The sequence below is a fragment of the Tepidimonas alkaliphilus genome, assembly GCF_007556595.1.
GTDB lineage: Bacteria > Pseudomonadota > Gammaproteobacteria > Burkholderiales > Burkholderiaceae_C > Tepidimonas > Tepidimonas alkaliphila.
In genome coordinates, this window is record NZ_VJNB01000007.1 from 1 (window position 1) to 15,331 (window position 15,331).

The window sequence follows — 15,331 nt, forward strand, 5'->3', positions numbered from 1 at the left end:
AGCTGCCCAAGGACAAAGAGATGGTGATGCCGGGCGACAACGTGACGCTGACGGTCAAGCTGATTGCGCCGATTGCGATGGAGGAAGGCTTGCGCTTTGCCATCCGCGAAGGCGGTCGCACCGTGGGTGCCGGCGTCGTCACCAAGATCATCGAGTGAGGCGCGGCGCACCATGACCAAACAAAAAATCCGCATTCGCCTCAAGGCGTTTGACTACAAGCTGATCGATGCTTCGGCGGCGCAGATCGTCGATACCGCCAAGCGCACCGGCGCCATCGTGCGCGGCCCTGTGCCGCTGCCGACACGTTTGAAGCGCTTCGACATCCTGCGCTCGCCGCACGTTAACAAGACCAGCCGCGACCAGTTTGAGATCCGCACGCACCAGCGCTTGATGGACATCGTCGATCCGACCGACAAGACGGTCGATGCGCTGATGAAGTTGGACTTGCCGGCCGGCGTGGACGTCGAGATCAAGCTCCAGTAAGCGGCGCTGCAGCTGCTGGTGCTTGACACGCGAAAGCCCTCAATCTACAATTGAGGGCTTCGCTTTTTTGCGAAGGCTTTTTGCAACCAGGGTGCGTCTGGCTTGGCAGGTTGTCCAGGTCAGGCGCCTGACCCATCAGGCCCGGCCAATTGCAGTCGGGACGTGGAGATAACGATGAGTCTGAGCAACTCTTTGGGGTTGTTGGGCCGCAAGGTGGGCATGATGCGCCTGTTCACCGAAGAAGGCGACATGGTGCCTGTCACGGTGGTGGATGTCTCCAACAACCGTGTGGTCCAAGTGAAGGTGCAGGCCACCGATGGCTACGACGCCTTGCAGGTGGCTTATGGCAAGCGGCGCGCCTCGCGCGTGACCAAGCCGATGGCCGGGCACTACGCCAAAGCGGGCGTGGAAGCGGGTGAAATCTTGCGCGAATTTCGCGTGACGCCGGAGGTGGCGGCGCGCTACGCGCCGGGCGCGGTGCTGCAGGTGGGCGAGCTGTTCCAGCCCGGTCAAAAAGTGGATGTGCAAGGCACCAGCATCGGTAAAGGTTTCGCGGGCACCATCAAGCGGCACAACTTCGGCTCGCAGCGCGCCTCGCACGGCAACAGCCGCTCGCACAATGTGCCGGGTTCCATTTCGATGGCGCAGGATCCGGGCCGCGTCTTTCCTGGCAAGCGCATGACCGGCCACATGGGTCACGAGACGGTGACCGTGCAAAACCTCGACATCGTGCGGGTGGACGCCGAGCGTCAGCTGCTGTTGATCAAAGGTGCGGTGCCCGGCGCCAAGGGTGGCTTCGTGACCGTGCGTCCGGCCGTCAAGGCCGCCAAGTAAGGAGCGATGCGCATGCAAGTCGAACTCCTCAACGAACAAGGTCAGGCCACCGCCACCGTCGAGGTGCCTGAAACCGTTTTCGGGCGCGAATTCAACGAGGCGTTGGTGCACCAGCTGGTGGTGGCCTACCAGGCCAACGCCCGCCAAGGCACGCGCGCGCAAAAAGACCGCGGCGCCGTCAAGCACACCACCCGCAAGCCCTTCCGTCAAAAAGGCACCGGCAACGCCCGTGCGGGGATGAACTCCTCGCCGCTGTGGCGCGGCGGCGGCAAGATCTTCCCGAGCAGCCCGGACGAGAATTTCTCGCACAAGCTCAACAAAAAGATGTACCGCGCCGGCATGGCTTCGATCTTTTCGCAGCTGGTGCGCGAGGGCCGGCTGTCGGTGGTGGATTCGATCAAGGTCGAGGCGCCCAAGACCAAGCTGCTGGCCAGCAAGCTCAAGGCCATGAACCTGAGCTCGGCGCTGATCATCGCCGACGAGATTGACGAAAACCTCTACCTGGCGTCGCGCAACCTGCCCAATGTGCGGGTGGTGGAGCCGCGCCACGCCGATCCGGTGTCGCTGGTGCACTTCAAGAAGGTGCTGGTCACCAAGGGCGCGCTGGACAAGATCAAGGAGATGTTCGCATGAGCCAGCGGAAATTCGACGAAGGTCGCCTGATGCAGGTGCTGGTGGCGCCGATCATCTCGGAAAAAGCCACGCGCGTCGGCGAGGCCACCAACACCTATCTGTTCAAGGTGCTGCGCGACGCCGAAAAGCCCGAAATCAAGGCGGCGGTGGAGCTGCTGTTCAACGTCAAGGTCAAGGATGTCAACGTCCTGAACCAAAAAGGCAAGGTCAAGCGCTTCGGCAAGATCACGGGGCGTCGCGACCATGTGCGCAAAGCCTACGTGACGCTGGCCGAGGGCCAGGAAATCCAATTTGGCGCTGAAGGGGCCTGATCACCATGGCAGTCATCAAGATGAAGCCGACCTCGCCAGGCCGTCGCGGCATGGTGAAGGTCACGCGCGAAAACCTCCACAAGGGCCCTGGTTACGCGCCCCTGCTGGAGCCGCTGAAGAAGCATTCGGGCCGCAACAACCACGGCCACATCACGGTGCGCCACCAAGGCGGCGGCGCCAAGCATCACTACCGTATCATCGACTTCCGCCGCGACAAGGACAACATCCCGGCCAAGGTCGAGCGACTCGAATACGATCCGAACCGCAGCGCGCACATCGCGCTGGTGTGCTACGCTGATGGCGAGCGCCGCTACATCATCGCTCCGCGCGGGCTGGAGGTTGGCCAGACCATCGTCAGCGGGCCGGAGTCGCCGATCCGGGTGGGCAACACGCTGCCGATCCGCAACATCCCGGTGGGCTCCACGATCCACTGCATCGAGCTCAAGCCTGGCAAAGGCGCGCAGCTGGTGCGCTCGGCTGGCACCTCGGCGGTGCTGCTGGCGCGCGAGGGTGTCTATGCGCAAGTGCGATTGCGCTCCGGCGAAGTGCGCAAGGTGCACGTGGACTGCCGCGCCACCATCGGCGAAGTTTCCAACCCCGAGCACAGCCTGCGCCAAATCGGCAAGGCCGGCGTCAAGCGCCACATGGGCATTCGCCCAACCGTGCGCGGCGTGGCAATGAACCCGATCGACCACCCGCACGGCGGTGGCGAGGGCCGCACCGGCACCGGTCAGCCGCCGCGCGATCCGTGGGGCAACCTGACCAAGGGCTACCGCACCCGCCGCAATCGCCGCACGCAGAACATGATCGTGTCGCGCCGCAAGAAGTAAAGGGTTGAGCCATGTCGCGTTCACTGAAAAAAGGCCCGTTCGTCGATCATCATCTGATGGCCAAGGTCGAAAAAGCCCTGGCCAGCAAGGACAAAAAGCCGATCAAGACCTGGTCGCGGCGCTCCACGATCCTGCCCGAGTTCATTGGGCTGACGATTGCGGTGCACAACGGGCGTCAGCATGTGCCGGTTTACATCACCGAGCAAATGGTGGGCCACAAGCTCGGCGAGTTTTCGCTGACGCGCACCTTCAAAGGCCACCCCGGCGACAAGAAGGCCAAGAAGTAAGGAAAGAGATCCATGGAAACCCGCTGTATCGTTCGCGGCGTGCGCCTGTCGGCTCAAAAGGGCCGGCTGGTGGCCGACCTGATTCGCGGCAAGAAGGTGGACCAGGCGCTCAACATCCTGGCCTTCACGCCGAAGAAGGCTGCCGGCATCATCCGCAAGGCGCTGCTGTCCGCCATCGCCAACGCCGAACACAACGAAGGCGCCGACATCGACGAGCTGAAGGTCAAGACCATTCACGTCGAGCAGGGCGCCACGCTCAAGCGCTTCACCGCGCGTGCCAAGGGTCGCGGCAACCGCATCAGCAAGCCGACCTGCCACATTTACGTGACCGTGGGGAACTGACAAGGAAAGGAAGACCATGGGGCAAAAAATCCATCCTACGGGCTTTCGCCTGTCGGTGACCCGCAACTGGGCCAGCCGCTGGTACGCCAACAACCGCGAATTCGCGGGCATGCTGGCCGACGACATCAAGGTTCGCGCCTACCTGCGCGAAAAACTCAAAAACGCGGCGGTGTCGCGCATCGTGATCGAGCGTCCGGCCAAAAACGCCCGCATCACCATTTACTCGGCCCGTCCGGGGGTGGTGATTGGCAAGAAAGGCGAGGACATCGAGCGCCTGAAAAAAGATCTGGCGCAGATGCTGGGCGTGCCGGTGGCCGTCAACATCGAGGAAATCCGCAAGCCTGAGGTTGACGCGCAACTGATCGCCGACTCGATCACCCAGCAGCTTGAGAAGCGCATTATGTTTCGCCGCGCGATGAAGCGCGCGATGCAAAACGCCATGCGCCTGGGCGCGCAAGGCGTCAAGATCATGTCGTCGGGCCGCTTGAATGGCATCGAGATCGCGCGCACCGAGTGGTATCGCGAAGGCCGCGTGCCGCTGCACACGCTGCGCGCCGACATCGATTACGGCGCCTCGGTGGCCAAGACCACTTACGGCACCATCGGGGTGAAAGTCTGGGTTTACAAAGGAGACACGCTGGGCCGCAACGATGTGCCGTCGCTGGACAGCACGCCGCGCCCGGCTGATGAAGAGCGTCGCAGCCGCGGCGCGCGCCGTGACGGCGCGCGCACGGCTCGGGGCGCGGCCCGCCGCGGTGGCGCCCATGCTGCACCGGCTGATGGCTCTGACAAGCCCGCCGAGGCCACCGCGCAGCCTGCCGTTAAGCGCGTTCAAGCCAACGCACCCGCCTCTGCAGCGGCGGACGGCCAAGGAGTTTGATCATGTTGCAACCTGCTCGTCGCAAATTCCGCAAAGAGCACAAAGGCCGCAACACCGGCGTGGCCACCAGCGGCACCACGGTGGTGTTCGGCGATTACGGTCTGAAGGCGGTGGGGCGCGGTCGCCTGACCGCGCGCCAAATCGAGGCCGCGCGCCGCGCCATCAGCCGCCACGTCAAGCGTGGCGGGCGGATCTGGATTCGCGTCTTTCCGGATAAGCCCATCACCCAGAAACCGGCTGAAGTCCGCATGGGCAACGGCAAGGGCAACGTTGAATATTACGTCGCCGAAATCCAGCCCGGCAAAGTGCTCTACGAAATCATGGGCGTGCCGGAGCAGCTCGCGCGCGAAGCCTTTGCGCTGGCGGCGGCCAAGCTGCCAATGCCCACCACGTTTGTCACGCGCATGTTGGGCCAGTGAGGAGGATCGTCCATGAAAGCCGCTGAACTGCGCCAAAAAGACGTGCAGGCGTTGCAGGCCGAAATTCGTTCGCTGCAGCGCGCCCACTTCAACCTGCGGATGCAGAAAGCCACGCAACAGCTGACCAATACGGCGGCGCTGCGGCAGACACGCCGCGCCGTCGCGCGGGCCAAGACGATTCTGGCTGAAAAGCTGGCCGCCGGGCAATAAGGAGCGACCACCATGACGCAAGGCAAGATCAAGCGCACCCTGATCGGCAAGGTGGTCAGCGACAAGCGCGCCAAGACCATCACCGTGCTGGTGGAGCGGCGGGTCAAGCATCCGCTCTACGACAAAATCGTCATCAAATCGAGCAAATACCACGCGCACGACGAAAACGGCGAATACAAGCTCGGCGACATCGTCGAAATCACCGAAAGCCGTCCGCTGTCCAAGACCAAAAACTGGATCGCGACGCGGCTGGTGCAAAAAGCCTCGGAAGTCTGACGCCGTGCCCCGCGGGCCAGGAAAAACCTGGCTTGCGGGCAGGGATAAGCCGAAACGGCCGACAATGTCGGCCGTTTTTTGTTGCAGGAGTTCGCCATGATCCAAGTCGGCGACCGCTTGCCCGATGTGGTGTTGATGGAGTATTGCGAGGCCAGCACGCCCGGCTGCGCGCTGGGCCCCCAGCCGGTGCGCGTGCGCGAGGCGGCCGCGGGCAAGCTCGTGGCGCTGTTTGCGGTGCCGGGGGCTTTCACGCCCACATGTTCGACCCGGCACTTGCCTGGTTACCTGCAGCGTTACGATGAGCTGCGCGCCGCAGGCGTCAAGGAGATCTGGTGCGTCAGCGTCAACGACGCCTTCGTCATGCACGCCTGGGGCCGCGAGCAGGGAGCCAACGGCAAGATCCGCATGCTCGCCGATGGCAGCGCCGAGTTTGCGCGCGCCACGGGGTTGACGTTGGATTTAACCGCTCGAGGTTTGGGGCTGCGCAGCAACCGCTACTCCATGCTGGTGCAGGATGGCATCGTGCGCGTCCTCAACGTCGAAGGAGCCGGGGCGTTGGAAGTCAGCGATGCCGACACCTTGCTGGCTCAGCTGCGCTCGTGGTCGGCGCAAGTCGGCTGATCACAGTTCCAGCTTGAGGTAGTGCGCGCCGGGCAGCGGGTTGTGGTAATACGGCGCGACCTCTTCGAAGCCCAGCTCCTGATACAGCGCTCGGGCGGCTTCCATGTCGCGCAGCGTATCCAGCAGCATGCAGTCGTAGCCGGCCTGGCGCGCCAGGGCGATGATGTGCTCGGCCAGCTGGCGCCCCAACCCGAACCCGCGAAACGGGCGGCGCACAAACAGCCGCTTCATCTCGCAGGCGTTGCCGTGGTCGCTTTCAAACAACGGCCGCAGCGCGCAGCAGCCTGCCGGCTCGCCGTCCACGCGCACCAGCACGAGCGCGGCCAGCGGCGGCGGGTAGGCGCCGGCGGGGTCATCCAGCTCGGCGGCAAACCCCTGAAAACCCAAATCGATGCCGATGTCGTCCTGGTATTCGCGCAACAGCGCCCGCGCCGCCTCCACATCGGCGCGCGCGGCCTGCGCGTCAATTGTGAGCCATTCCAGCTCGGGGGTGACGGCCTGCTCGGGGGGGCGGGTCGCCGGTCTGGGGGATGGGTTCATGGGCCGGATGATACGGGCCGCCGGCGCCGCCAGCCAAGAGCCCTTTAGCCCAGCCAAAGCTCGGCTTGCACGATGGCCCAGGTGAGCATCGCGCTCAGTAGCGCCAGCGCCACGGCGCGCCAGCGCTCGCGCGCGCCGTCGGCGCTGGCGGGCGTGCCGACAGGCAGCCGCTTGTCGCCGTGCAGCATTGGCGGCAGCAGCGCCTGGCCCCGCCAGTGATAGACCCCAATGGCGGCCACGTGCAGGCCGACCAGCGCCAGCACGATCAGTTTGCCGGTGCTCTTGTGCCAGGCGGTCGCGGCATACGCCGTGCTCGATTCGACATAGCGGGCCAGCGGCCCGACGAATGCGATCTCGTCGTCGCTGATCAGCCCGGTACCCACTTGCACGGCCAAGGCGAGCAACAGCGCCCACACCGACAGCGCTCCCAGCGGCGAGTGGCCGATGCTCACCTCCGCTGGAGCGCGCCCGCGCAGGTAAGCCCAAAGGGTGGCGGGGCTGTAGAGAAAACTGCCAAAACGCGACCAGCGCCCGCCCCACAGCCCCCAGAACAAACGGAATAGTAGCAGAGCCAACACGGCGTAGCCCAGGCGCTGATGCCACGTCATCCAGTTGCCGCCAAGGTTGCCGGTGATGACAAGCCCCGCCACCGAGGCTGCCAGCAGCCAGTGAAACAGCCGTGTGGGCAGATCCCACACCCGCACGGCCTCAGTCTGAGCTTGGGTCATGATTGTTGGATCTCCATCGAAAGCCGCGGGGAACCGCTGCACGTTCCACGCGCTCAGCATACACTGTGCGGGGCATTCACCGATGTCTCGCCCTTTGGGTGCAACTGCTGCAGGAGGAAGTTCCCATGCTGATTCGATCCTTGACGACCTTGGCGGTGGCCACGCTGGCCGCCGTGGGCGTGCACGCGCAGCCGCTGTTTCAAAAGCCCGAGGACGCGGTCAAATACCGGCAGGCGGCGTTCACCGTGATGGGGGCGCACTTTAGCCGCATTGGCGCCATGGTGCAGGGGCGCGTGCCGTTCGACGCCAAAGTGGCGCAGGACAGCGCTGCGGTGGTGGCGAGCATGGCGGCGCTGCCGTGGGCGGGCTTTACCCCCGACACCGAAAAAATCAAAAGCCGCACCAAGCCCGAGGCGTGGATGGAAATGGACAAGGTGCGCGCCGGCGCCGACAAGATGATGAAAGCCGTGGCCGAGCTGCAAGCCGCTGCGCGCACCGGCAACCTCGACGCGGTGAAGAAAACCTTCGGCGAGGCGGCGGCCACCTGCAAGGCGTGCCACGACGCTTACCGGGAGTAAGCAGGTCGGCGCGGCGCCTGGCTAGCCGAGCAGCTTGTCCAGCAGGCTGGCCAGCGCATCGAAGTCGGGCGGGCCCACGTAGCGCTTGACGATGCGGCCCTGCCGATCGACGATGAACGTGGTGGGCGTGAGCTTGACGTCGCCCCAAGCGCGCGCCAGCTCGCCGTCGCGATCCAGCGCCACCTGAAATGGCAGCTGGCGCGTGCGCGTGAAGTTGGCGACCCACTCAGGCGGGTCGTAGCTCATGGCCACCGCCACAGTCTCAAACCCGCGCGCGGCAAAACGCTGATGCGTCTGCACCAGTTGCGGCATTTCTTTGACGCAGCTGGCGCATGTGGTGGCCCAAAAATTGACCAACAGCACCTTGCCTTGCAGCTCGGCCATGGTGAGCGTGCGGCCATCGAGCAAGTGAAAGGTTGAAGCGGGGGCGCGCTCGGCGCCGGCGCAGCCAGTCAGCGCGCCGGCCCAAGCGGCCCACCAAGGGGCTGCGAGCAACCAAGGGCGTAAGCGAACGTGCATAAGGGCAAATCCAGAAATCCTCGGATGGGATGACAGCGTCATTTGCGGTTAGGATGGGCCCCATCATGACGACCCGATCCTCCGCACGGCGGCCGCTGCGAGTGCTGGTGGCCGATGACAACCCCCTGAACCTGCGGCTGGCCACCCGCATTCTGCGCGAAATGGGCCACAGCGGCATGCTGGTCAGCGACGGCCACAAGGTGTTGGAGGCGCTGCAGGCGCAAACGTTCGATTTGGTGCTGATGGACGTCACCATGCCCGGCATGGACGGGGTGGAGGCGCTGCGCGCATGGCGCGCCCGTGAAGCCGCGCTTGGCGCTCGGCGCACGCCGGTCATCATGGTGACCGCCTACGACCTGCCGGAAGATCGCCGTCGTCTGCTGGAGGCCGGCGCCGATGGCTACGTGGCCAAGCCGCTGGAGCCCGAGCGCCTGGCGGCGGAGATCCAGCGCGTGCTGGGCTAGCGCGGGGGCGGGCCGATGGCGCGGCTGCATGGGCTGTTACGTTGGCGGCAGGCAGGGTTGCGCAGCCCAGCCGCCCCGGGGTGGGCGGCGCTGCTGGCGGCCCTGACGGTGCTGATCGCGGGGCTGGCGCTGGCGAGTTGGTTGCACCAGCGCGCGCAACAGGAGCTGCAGGCGCATCTGGAGCGCCAGCTGGACAACGCCCAGCGGCGGCTGCTGACGGCGTTTGACCGCTATGAGAGCTTGCTGTTGAGCGTGCGCGCCTGGCTGCACACGCAGCCGCAGGTGGACTGGCAGCAAGCGCGCGCCTTCATCGCCCCGCTGGAGCTGCAAGAGCGCTACCCCGCCACCAGTGGCTTGGCGTGGGTGCGCCGGGTGCCGGCCGAGCAGCTGGAGGCGTGGCTGCGGCAGGCGCGCCAGCGCGGCTTGTCGGTCGATGTGCACTTTCGACCGCTGCGTCCGCTGCCCCACACGGCGCAGCCGCGCGAGGCGTTCGTGATCGACTGGATTGAGCCGTCGGGCTTGGAGCATCTGGTGGGGCTGGAGCTCAGCTCCGACCCCATCCGCTGGGAGGCGATGCAGCAGGCCGCCGCCAGCGGCAACCTCACGGTGACCGCGCCGCTGCGCTTGGCCAACACCGAGCGCGAAGAGCTGGGGTTGCTGTTCGTGCTGCCAACTTACCGCAGCGGCTGGACGCCGGCGGGCGCGGCGCAGCGCGCGGCGGAGCTCACTGGTTTTGTGGTGATGGGCGTGCCGGCCCCCGAGCTGGCGTTTGAGGCCGGGCTGACGGGGGCGCTTTACGAGTGGCACTGGATGGATCCAGCGGCTTCGCGCCGCGCCGCGCGGGTGCCGCCCGGGCAGCCGTTGCCCGCGGATCTGGGCCCCGGCGATCGCGGGGTGGAGTTGCTCGACGGGCCGCACCACGACGCCGGCATGCCGGCGGCCCAAGGCCGCGGCGCCGCCTGGGCGGTGGCGAAGCGCACCATCGAGCTGGGCCAGCGTCGCTACGAGCTGTGGGTGCGCAGCACCCCAACGCTGGAGCGCCAGTGGCGACCGGTGGCGGCCACCATCGTGGTGGCGGGGTCGTTGCCGATTGCGTTGCTGGCCGGTTGGGCCACGCTGGCGGCGTTTCGCTTGCGTCAGGCCGAGCGCGAGCGCCTGCGCGTGCTGGAGTCGGACGTGGCGCGGCTGTCGCTGGTGGCGCGCCACACCCACAACGCGATCGTGTTTGCCGACCGCAGCGGGCGCGTGACCTGGATCAACGACGCCTGCGAGCGCCTGACCGGCTACCGCCGCGAGGAAATGCTCGGCCAGATTCCGGGCCGGCTGCTGCAAACCCCGCAGACCGACCCGCAGGCGGTGGCGACGCTGCGCGACGCCGTGCGCCGGGGGGCGGGCTGTCAGGTCGATATCCTCAACCGCAGCAAAGACGGGCGCGACTACTGGGTCTCGATCGAGCTGGTGCCGCTGCATGACGAGGCCGGGGAGTGCAACGGTTTTCTGGCGGTGGAAATCGACATCACCGAGCGCGTGCGCACGCAAGAGCGTCTGCAAGTGGCGCTGGCCGAAGCCGAAACCTTGATGAACACCGTGCGCCAGCACGCCATCGTGAGCCAAACCGCGCCGGATGGCACCATCGTCGATGTCAACGAGGCGTTTTGCGCCATCAGCGGCTACACGCGCGAGGAGCTGATCGGCGCGCCGCACAACCTGATCAAGTCGGGGGTGCATGACGCGGCGTTTTGGGCCGAGTTCTGGGGCACGATCACGTTGGGCCACGCCTGGCGCGGCGAAATCTGCAACCGCGCCAAGGATGGGCGGCTGTATTGGGTAGACAGCATCGTGGCGCCGCTGTTCGACCACCGCGGCTGCATCGAGCGCTACCTGTCGATCCGTTTTGACATCACGCCGCGCAAGCAGGCCGAGGCCGCGCTGCGCACGCAGCAGCAGCGGCTGGACAACATCCTGCGCGCCACCGGCGCCGGCACCTGGGTGCTGGATCCAGCCACCGGCGAGGCCGAGGTGGATGAGCGCTGGCTGCGCATGCTGGGCCGCGCCGAGCCCGGCCCGCTGCGGCTGGGCATGGCCACCTGGGCCGAGCACGTGCACCCCGACGATTGGCCCGGGGTGATGCTGGGCTTGCAGGCGCATGTGGAGGGCTTGAGCGAAGCGTTTGAATACACGCTGCGCATGCGCCACGTGGACGGGCGCTGGCTGTGGGTGCGCACGCGCGGCCAGGCGTTTGAGCGCGACGCCGACGGCCGCGCCGTGCGCATCTATGGCACCAACCTCGACATCACCGACGTCAAGACCGCTGAGGAAAGCGCTGCGCGCGCCGAGCGGCTGCTGCGCACCGCCATCGAGGCCATGGCCGAAGGCTTTGTGCTTTACGATGAGCACGACCGGCTGGTGTTTTGCAACGAGCGCTACCGCGAGCTGCACCCCACCACGCAGGCGTTCGTGGAGCCGGGCCGCACGTTCGAGGAGATCATCCGCTACGCCGCCGAACGCGGCGAATACCCCGCCGCGGCGGGCCGGCTGGAGGCGTGGGTGGCCGAGCGCCTGGCGCTGCACCGCCAGCCCGAAGCCGATTTCATCCAAGTTCAGGCCGGAGGTCGGCGGCTGCGCGTCATCGAGCGCCGCTTGCCGGACGGCTACACGGTGGGGCTGCGCATCGATGTCACCGAGCTGGAGCGCGCCCGCGCGGAGGCCGAAGAAAACCGTCAGCTGCTGATCAGCGCGCTGGATGCGGTCGGCGCAGCGCTGTCGGTGTTCGACGCGCAGGAGCGACTGGTGTGGGCCAACGAGCGCTTCTACCAGCTGCACGCGCACCTGGCCGACATCTTGCAGCCGGGCGTGACGTTTGAGACTTTCATCCGCACGGCGGTGGAGCGCGACGCCATTCATCTGGAGGGGCAAGCGCCCGAAGACTGGCTGCAGCGCCGGCTGGCCGACTTTCGCGCGGGCTGCACCGACCGTGTCGTGCGCCGCCCCAACGGACAGGCGCTGCGCATCGTCGAGCGCCGCACGCCGGCGGGCTTGCACGTGGGCTTGCGCTACGACGTGACCGAATTGGAAAACGCCCGTCGCGCTGCCGAAGAAGCCAGCCGCGCCAAGAGCCAGTTCGTGGCCAACATGAGCCACGAGATCCGCACGCCGATGAACGCGGTGCTGGGCATGCTGCAGCTGCTGCTGGGCACCGCGCTGGATGCGCGCCAGCGCGACTACGCGGAAAAAGCCGAGTCGGCGGCCAAGTCCTTGCTGGGCATCATCAACGACATCCTGGATTTCTCCAAGATCGAGGCCGGCAAGCTCGAGCTCGACCCCGAGCCGTTTGCCGTCGATCGGCTCTGGCGCGATCTGGCCACCATCATGGCCGCGAGCTTGAAGGGCAAGCGGCTGGAGCTGCTGTTTGACCTCGACCCCGCCATCCCGCGCGTGCTGGTGGGGGATGCCATGCGGCTGCAGCAGGTGCTCATCAACCTGACCGGCAACGCCATCAAGTTCACCGCCGAAGGCAGCGTCACGCTGCAGGCGCGGCTGCTCGAGCGTCACGTCGAGCCGGACGGCACCGAGCGCGTGCGGTTAAGACTTGCGGTCATCGACACCGGCATCGGCATAGCCCCCGAGGCGCAGGCGCGGCTGTTCAGCGCCTTCACGCAGGCGGAGAGCTCCACCACGCGGCGCTTCGGCGGCACGGGGCTCGGGCTGGCCATCAGCCAGCGGCTGGTGCAGCTGATGGGCGGCGCCATCACGGTGGACAGCACGCCCGGGCAGGGCAGCACCTTTGCCTTCGAGGTCGAGCTGCCGGTGGCGCGCGACGTGCCGGCGGCGCTGGCGGCCGAGGCCATCCCGCGGGAGCTGACCGCGCTGCGCTGCCTGGTGGTGGACGACCATCCGCTGGCGCGCGAGCTGCTGTGCGCGGCGGTGCGCCAGCTCGGCTGGAGCTGCACCGCGGTGCCCGATGCGCAGGCCGCGTTGCAACAGGTGCACGCGGCAGAACAGCCGTTTGATGCGGTGTTTGTCGATTGGTCGCTGCCGGGCATGGACGGGTTGGCGCTGGCCATGGCGCTGCGCCAGGATGTGCCGCAGGAGCGACGCGCCGCGATCGTGATGGTGACCGCCAGCGGCCGCGACGTACTGGCGCAGATGCCGCAAGAACGCCAGGCGGCGCTGGATGGCTTTCTCGTCAAGCCCGTGACCGCCTCGATGCTGCTGGAGGCGGTGCGCGCCGCGCGCGCGGCGGCGCAGGGGCAAGCCCCCGCGGCAGCCCCGGCTGCCCACGCACGCCGTCTGGCCGGCATGCGCATCCTGGTGGTTGAAGACAACGCCATCAACCAGCAGGTCGCGCGCGATTTGCTGCAGCGCGAAGGGGCGCAAGTGACGCTGGCGGAGCACGGCCAGCAGGCACTGGATCGGCTCAAGGCCCACCCAGACGGCTGGGACGTGGTGCTGATGGACATGCAAATGCCGGTGATGGACGGCTTGCAGGCCACGCAAGCGATCCGCCAGCGCCTGGGGCTGACCGAGCTGCCGATTGTGGCGATGACCGCCAACGCCATGGCCAGCGACCGCGAGGCGTGTCTGGCTGCGGGCATGAACGATCATATTGGCAAGCCGTTCGCCATCGACCAGCTGGTGCGCGTGCTGCTGCGCTGGGCGCCGCACGCGGTGCGTCCGCAAGCTGCCGGCGCCGAGGCCGAGCCGCCCGCCCCCAGCCCCACCCACGCTGACGCCGCCGCGAGCGCACCGTGGCCTGAGGCCGAGCGCATCGATGTGCCGGCGGCGCTGGCCCGCCTGGGCGACGACCCGGCGCTGTATGCACGCATCGTGCGCGCGTTCGTGCAGGGGCTGGCGCACACCCAGGCGCAGCTGCAGGCGCAGCTGGACGCCGGGGCGGATGAGCGGCTGGCGGCCTTGCTGCACACGCTGAAAGGCGCGGCTGGCACGGTGGGCGCGGTGCGGCTGGCCGAGCGCGCCGCCGAGGCCGAGCGCGCCGTCAAGGCGGTGCTGGCCGACCCGACGGCCCCGCGCGCGCCGTTGCCGCCGTGGTGGGCCCCGCTCGTGGAGGAGCTTGCCCAGACCGAGCGCGCGCTGCAGCGGGTGCTGGCCGAGCTGCAGACCCGCGGCCTCGTGGCGGCCGACACGCCGCTGGATGAGGGGGCCGCCCAGCAGGCCGACCCGGCGCGCTGGCGCGAAACGCTGCAGCGTTTGGACGCCTTGCTGGCCGCCAGCGACATGGAGGCGCTGGAGGTGCACGATGCGCTGCTGGCCGAGCCCGCGGTGGCGCAGGACGAGCGCTGGGCCGCGCTGCACCGCGCGATGGAGGCGATGGACTTCGAGGCCGCGCGGGCGGCGGTGCAGACCCTGCTGCAGGCCAAGCAAGAAGGGGCTGGCCATGGCGCTGCCTGAGGCTGCGCCCCCTGATTGGCCGGTGCGCAAGCCGCGCCTGCTGCTGGTGGACGATCAGCCGGTGCACCTGCAGGTGCTCTACCGCACGCTGGCGGCTGAACACCAGCTGTTCATGGCCACCAGCGGCGAGCAAGCCCTCAAAGTGGCGCACGAGCAGCGCCCCGACCTGATCTTGCTGGATGTGGTCATGCCCGGGCTGGATGGCTTTGCGGTGTTGCGCGCGCTGCGCGCCGAGCGCGACACCGCCGACATCCCGGTCATCTTCGTCACCGCGCACAGCGACGACGGCATCGAGACGCAGTGCTTGGAGGCTGGCGCGGTCGATTTCATCCCCAAGCCGATCAACCCCAGCGTGGTGCGCGCGCGCGTGCGCACGCACCTGACGCTGAAGTTTCAGTCCGATTTGCTGCGCGCGCTGGCCTTCGTCGATGGCCTGACCGGCGTGGCCAACCGGCGCCAATTCGACGAGCGCTTGGCGGTGGAGTGGGCGCGCGCGCAGCGTCACGGCAGCGCACTGAGCCTCATCTTGGTGGATGTCGATCATTTCAAAGCCTACAACGACCACTACGGCCACCAAGCCGGGGACGACGCGCTGCGCCGCGTCGCGGCGTGTCTGAGGGAGCACGTGCGCCGTGGCACCGACCTGGTGGCCCGCTACGGCGGCGAGGAGTTCGCTTGCCTGTTGCCCGATACGGCGCTGGCCGATGCCGAGCGGCTGGCCCGCCGTCTGCTGCAAGCGGTGCTGGCGCTGGCCATCCCGCACCGCTATGGCTCGCCCTCGGGGGTGCTGACCGCCAGTTTTGGCGTGGCGGCGCGCGAAGGCGCGGGTTTTTCCGACGGACAGCCAGCGCAGCTGCTCGGGCTGGCCGATGCCCAGCTCTACGAGGCCAAGCGGTTGGGTCGCGCGCGGGTGTGCGCGGCCCGCTTGGGCGATGATGCCCGCTGAATCACGGGGTCGAGGCCAGCT

Annotated in this window: 20 protein-coding genes; 17 read left to right on the forward strand and 3 right to left on the reverse strand. The window is 67.4% G+C overall.

What is annotated here, in order from left to right; translation table 11 throughout:
• The 13 genes from Talka_RS07380 to Talka_RS07440 form a co-directional block, all read left to right on the forward strand.
• Positions 1 to 158 (forward strand): EF-Tu C-terminal domain-related protein (locus Talka_RS07380; protein ID WP_484421947.1); only part of this gene is annotated, 158 nt, incomplete at its 5' end.
• Between the two features lie 13 nt (positions 159 to 171).
• Positions 172 to 483, forward strand: coding sequence for a 30S ribosomal protein S10 (rpsJ, locus tag Talka_RS07385; protein ID WP_143890483.1), 312 nt, complete (start codon positions 172 to 174; stop codon positions 481 to 483).
• Between the two features lie 174 nt (positions 484 to 657).
• Positions 658 to 1,317 (forward strand): 50S ribosomal protein L3, encoded by a 660-nt coding sequence (gene rplC / locus Talka_RS07390; RefSeq protein ID WP_143890484.1) that lies wholly within the window; start codon positions 658 to 660, stop codon positions 1,315 to 1,317.
• A 12-nt stretch (positions 1,318 to 1,329) separates the two neighbouring features.
• On the forward strand, positions 1,330 to 1,950 hold the full coding sequence (gene rplD, locus Talka_RS07395; protein WP_143890485.1) for a 50S ribosomal protein L4: 621 nt from the start codon (positions 1,330 to 1,332) through the stop codon (positions 1,948 to 1,950).
• A complete protein-coding gene (gene rplW / locus Talka_RS07400; protein ID WP_143890486.1) occupies positions 1,947 to 2,261 on the forward strand; it encodes a 50S ribosomal protein L23 in 315 nt (104 codons plus the stop codon). Before rplD ends, rplW begins: the two co-directional genes overlap by 4 nt.
• A 5-nt stretch (positions 2,262 to 2,266) precedes the next feature.
• Complete coding sequence (rplB, locus tag Talka_RS07405) at positions 2,267 to 3,091, forward strand: 50S ribosomal protein L2 (RefSeq protein WP_143890487.1); 825 nt, start codon at positions 2,267 to 2,269, stop codon at positions 3,089 to 3,091.
• Between the two features lie 11 nt (positions 3,092 to 3,102).
• Complete coding sequence (gene rpsS, locus Talka_RS07410; protein ID WP_143890488.1) at positions 3,103 to 3,378, forward strand: 30S ribosomal protein S19; 276 nt, start codon at positions 3,103 to 3,105, stop codon at positions 3,376 to 3,378.
• A gap of 12 nt (positions 3,379 to 3,390) precedes the next feature.
• The gene (gene rplV / locus Talka_RS07415; protein WP_143890489.1) at positions 3,391 to 3,720 is read left to right on the forward strand and encodes a 50S ribosomal protein L22; all 330 of its coding nucleotides are present in this window, start codon (positions 3,391 to 3,393) and stop codon (positions 3,718 to 3,720) included.
• Positions 3,721 to 3,736: 16 nt separating this feature from the next.
• Positions 3,737 to 4,600, forward strand: a complete 864-nt coding sequence (rpsC, locus tag Talka_RS07420; RefSeq protein WP_143890490.1) for a 30S ribosomal protein S3 — start codon at positions 3,737 to 3,739, stop codon at positions 4,598 to 4,600.
• 2 nt (positions 4,601 to 4,602) lie between these two features.
• Positions 4,603 to 5,019 carry a 50S ribosomal protein L16 gene (rplP, locus tag Talka_RS07425; RefSeq protein ID WP_143890491.1) on the forward strand — a complete coding sequence of 139 codons (417 nt, stop codon included), beginning with the start codon at positions 4,603 to 4,605 and terminating at the stop codon, positions 5,017 to 5,019.
• A gap of 12 nt (positions 5,020 to 5,031) precedes the next feature.
• On the forward strand, positions 5,032 to 5,229 hold the full coding sequence (gene rpmC / locus Talka_RS07430) for a 50S ribosomal protein L29 (protein WP_143890492.1): 198 nt from the start codon (positions 5,032 to 5,034) through the stop codon (positions 5,227 to 5,229).
• Between the two features lie 12 nt (positions 5,230 to 5,241).
• The gene (rpsQ, locus tag Talka_RS07435; protein WP_143890493.1) at positions 5,242 to 5,505 is read left to right on the forward strand and encodes a 30S ribosomal protein S17; all 264 of its coding nucleotides are present in this window, start codon (positions 5,242 to 5,244) and stop codon (positions 5,503 to 5,505) included.
• A gap of 96 nt (positions 5,506 to 5,601) precedes the next feature.
• A complete protein-coding gene (locus Talka_RS07440) occupies positions 5,602 to 6,126 on the forward strand; it encodes a peroxiredoxin (protein WP_143890494.1) in 525 nt (174 codons plus the stop codon).
• On the opposite strand, the gene Talka_RS07445 is transcribed toward Talka_RS07440, so the two are convergent.
• Together Talka_RS07445 and Talka_RS07450 are read right to left on the reverse strand one after the other, a co-directional pair.
• Positions 6,127 to 6,666 (reverse strand): GNAT family N-acetyltransferase, encoded by a 540-nt coding sequence (locus Talka_RS07445; RefSeq protein WP_143890495.1) that lies wholly within the window; start codon positions 6,664 to 6,666, stop codon positions 6,127 to 6,129.
• A 44-nt stretch (positions 6,667 to 6,710) separates the two neighbouring features.
• The gene (locus Talka_RS07450) at positions 6,711 to 7,394 is read right to left on the reverse strand and encodes a cytochrome b/b6 domain-containing protein (protein ID WP_143890496.1); all 684 of its coding nucleotides are present in this window, start codon (positions 7,392 to 7,394) and stop codon (positions 6,711 to 6,713) included.
• Positions 7,395 to 7,519: 125 nt separating this feature from the next.
• On the opposite strand from Talka_RS07450, the gene Talka_RS07455 reads away from it, so the two are divergent.
• Positions 7,520 to 7,972, forward strand: a complete 453-nt coding sequence (locus tag Talka_RS07455) for a c-type cytochrome (RefSeq protein ID WP_143890497.1) — start codon at positions 7,520 to 7,522, stop codon at positions 7,970 to 7,972.
• A 21-nt stretch (positions 7,973 to 7,993) separates the two neighbouring features.
• On the opposite strand, the gene Talka_RS07460 is transcribed toward Talka_RS07455, so the two are convergent.
• The gene (locus Talka_RS07460; protein WP_143890498.1) at positions 7,994 to 8,491 is read right to left on the reverse strand and encodes a TlpA family protein disulfide reductase; all 498 of its coding nucleotides are present in this window, start codon (positions 8,489 to 8,491) and stop codon (positions 7,994 to 7,996) included.
• Between the two features lie 65 nt (positions 8,492 to 8,556).
• Between Talka_RS07460 and Talka_RS07465 the strand changes: the two genes are divergently transcribed.
• From Talka_RS07465 to Talka_RS07475, 3 genes are read left to right on the forward strand one after another with little or no spacing between them, the layout of a single operon-like run.
• A complete protein-coding gene (locus Talka_RS07465; RefSeq protein WP_185970093.1) occupies positions 8,557 to 8,955 on the forward strand; it encodes a response regulator in 399 nt (132 codons plus the stop codon).
• Positions 8,956 to 8,970: 15 nt separating this feature from the next.
• Positions 8,971 to 14,364 (forward strand): PAS domain S-box protein, encoded by a 5,394-nt coding sequence (locus tag Talka_RS07470; protein ID WP_143890500.1) that lies wholly within the window; start codon positions 8,971 to 8,973, stop codon positions 14,362 to 14,364.
• On the forward strand, positions 14,351 to 15,310 hold the full coding sequence (locus tag Talka_RS07475; RefSeq protein ID WP_143890501.1) for a diguanylate cyclase: 960 nt from the start codon (positions 14,351 to 14,353) through the stop codon (positions 15,308 to 15,310). The genes Talka_RS07470 and Talka_RS07475 overlap by 14 nt, the downstream gene beginning before the upstream one ends.
• Positions 15,311 to 15,331: the final 21 nt, after the last annotated feature.